Source organism: Bacteroidota bacterium (genome assembly GCA_034723125.1).
Taxonomy (GTDB): domain Bacteria; phylum Bacteroidota; class Bacteroidia; order CAILMK01; family JAAYUY01; genus JAYEOP01.
In genome coordinates, this window is sequence record JAYEOP010000281.1 from 1 (window position 1) to 2,911 (window position 2,911).

At 33.4% G+C, this 2,911-nt stretch carries 2 protein-coding genes; both read left to right on the forward strand.

Annotated features, from left to right (window positions below):
- Positions 1–337: 337 nt before the first annotated feature.
- A complete protein-coding gene (locus tag U9R42_07690) occupies positions 338–2,497 on the forward strand; it encodes an aldehyde ferredoxin oxidoreductase C-terminal domain-containing protein (GenBank protein MEA3495900.1) in 2,160 nt (719 codons plus the stop codon).
- 115 nt (positions 2,498–2,612) lie between these two features.
- Positions 2,613–2,756 (forward strand): phosphotransferase, encoded by a 144-nt coding sequence (locus U9R42_07695; GenBank protein MEA3495901.1) that lies wholly within the window; start codon positions 2,613–2,615, stop codon positions 2,754–2,756.
- Positions 2,757–2,911 lie beyond the last annotated feature (155 nt).

Consider the following 2,911-nt stretch of genomic DNA (forward strand, 5'->3'; position numbering starts at 1 on the left):
TTTTATCTTTTTCAACTCACTGATGCTAAGGCATCGCCTCGTCTCAAAAAATAAAAATCTCATCAAAAATCTTAGAAATCATAAAATTTGATAGTTTTCTTAGAGGTACTAAATAAATTTAAGTTGTCGTAGAAAATCTTTTTTGTTTCTATATCTGATAATTAAAAATTCTCTAAAAAAAACATTTGATAAAATATTAAAAAAACATAAAAATTTATACATTTGTCGCTTAACAAAAAATATTGCAAAATGCATTATTTTAAGTTCTTACAAAATTCGTTAAGGAAGGGTTTTTATAAATATTTTGGTTATTAACAAAATTTAATTTTATAACAATATGACATTTGATATTGAAAGTTTAAAGAAAAAGCATAAGCAATTAGCTGAGTGGCAATACACACATACTCCAGCCGAAAAAGGTTACACAGATAAAACCTTATACATCAATGTTTCTAACAATGAAATAAAAGAAAAAGATATTCCCCAGTCAATGAAAGAAAAATTTATTGGTGGCAAAGGTTATGGCTTACGATATTTGTGGGATGCTACAAAACCCGATACAAAATGGAATGACCCTGAGAATGAAATCATTATTTCAGGTGGTCCTATTTGTGGAATCACTCAATATTCAGGAGCAGGAAAATCATTAGTCGTAAGTATTTCACCTCAAACAAATTCTGTAATGGACAGTAATGTTGGAGGTTATTTCGGACCTTTTTTGAAAATTTCAGGATTTGATGCTTTAGAATTACAAGGGAAATCTGAAAAAGAAATCATAATTTACCTTGATGGAATAAATCATAAAGTTGAAATTTATGAAGCACCTGATGAAGCAATCGACAGTCATGTGTTAGCAGAACAACTTACAGAGATGTATGCTGATAATGAAAAAGATAAAAAAAATATTGCAGTTATTTCTGCAGGTCAAGCAGCCGACAACTCATTAATCGGTATGCTTAATTTTAGTTTCTATGATTTAAGAAGAAAAACCGTTCGCCTAAAACAAGCAGGACGAGGAGGTATTGGAACTGTTTTTCGTGATAAAAAAATTAAAGCCATAGTAGCAAAAGTTGCAGGAGTAAAAGGAAATCTAAATAATGTTGTTGACCTTAAAGCCATTTCAGAAAGAGGAAGACGTTTTAATAAAGAAATGCGGGATTTTGACGAAGAGCAAAATGAAATGAAAGCCAAAGGTACTGCACACTTGGTAAACATAATGAATGATTATGACTTGTTGCCTGTTAATAATTTTAAATACGGTAGCCATAAAGATGCTAATAAAATTCATTCGGAAGTTTATAAAAAATTCTTTACTCAAGGATTACCCGATGGTTGTTGGATAGGCTGTAATATGGCTTGTGCCAAAGGAGTTGACAACTACGAGCTAAGAAGCGGACCTTACAAAGGAGACAAAGTTCTTGTGGAAGGACCTGAGTATGAAACAACATCATCATTAGGTTCAATTATGGGAATTTTTAATCCTGACTTCACCATTGAATCAAACTTTTATTGTGATACTTACGGAATATGTACAATCACATGGGGTACAACAATGGGCTTTTTAATGGAATGTTTTGAAAACGGTATTCTTAATGAAGAACGTACAGGCGGAATAAAACTCAATTTTGGAAATGCTGATGGTGCAATGGAATTGCTTCATCAAGTTGGTAGAGGAGAAGGCTTTGGTAAAACCGCTGGTTTAGGAGTAAGAAAATGTAAAGAAATTTTTGCTAAAAATAAATGGGGAGATGCTGATTTTCTTAACGATATTGGCATGGAAAATAAAGGTCTTGAATATTCACAATATGTTTCTAAAGAATCATTAGCACAGCAAGGTGGATATGCATTAACCAATAAAGGACCTCAACATGATGAAGCATGGCTAATCTTTATGGATATGGTTAACAATCAAATCCCTAGATTTGAAGACAAAGCAGAAGCATTACATTTTTTCCCAATGTTTAGAACATGGTTTGGATTAGTTGGATTATGTAAATTACCATGGAATGATGTTGAACCTGCTGGAAATGCAGAAACAGATGAACCCGCAAAAGTACCTGAGCATCTTGACAACTACGTTACAATTTACAATGCAGTAACAGGTGCTAATGAAGATATAGATTCATTAGTTCGTCAATCCGAAAGAGTTTACAACTTTCAGCGTATTTTTAATTTAAGAAGAGGATATGGCATAAGAAAATATGATGCTCAACCATACAGAGCAGCAGGTCCTGTAACAGTTGAGGAATATGAATCACGACAAGAAAGATATGACAAGCAATTAAAAGAAATTTTAGATGTAAATCCTGAAGGAAAAACAACTGTTGAAAAAGTAGCAATTTTAAGAAAATACAAAGAATCAGAATATGAAAAGCTTCTTGATGCTGTTTATTTACGAAGAGGATGGAATAGTAATGGAGTTCCAAAAACAGAGTTTCTAAAAGAAATAGAAATGGATCTTCCTGAATTATTAGAAGTCATTGAACCTTATCAATAAAAGATACAGGATGCAAGATACAAGATGCAGGATGCAAGATACAAGATGCAGGATGCAGGATGCAAGATACAAGATGCAGGATGCAAGATGCAGGATGTAAGATGCAGGATGTAAGATGCAAGATGCAGGATGTAAGATGCAAGATACAGGATGCAGGATGCAAGATGCAGGATGTAAGATGCAAGATGCAGGATGCAAGATGCAGGATGTAAGATGCAAGATGCAGGATGTAAGATGCAGGATGTGCTTGCCTGAATAGGATTGACTTTTTTTGTTAATTTTCCTCTGCGTTTCTGCGACTCTGCGTTTAACAAATAAACAAATCAACAAAACTTGTCCGTATGGATAAATAATTCTTCTTTGCGTTCTTTGCGTCTTTGCGTGAAAATATGTTGGCAGTCGGCAGTAAGCAGT

What these genes read in the sequence shown, in the direction of transcription:
- U9R42_07690 (MEA3495900.1), top strand. Translation starts at nt 338, where the DNA reads ATGACATTTGATATTGAAAGTTTAAAGAAAAAGCATAAGCAATTAGCT.
- U9R42_07695 (MEA3495901.1), top strand. Translation starts at nt 2,613, where the DNA reads ATGCAAGATGCAGGATGTAAGATGCAAGATACAGGATGCAGGATGCAA.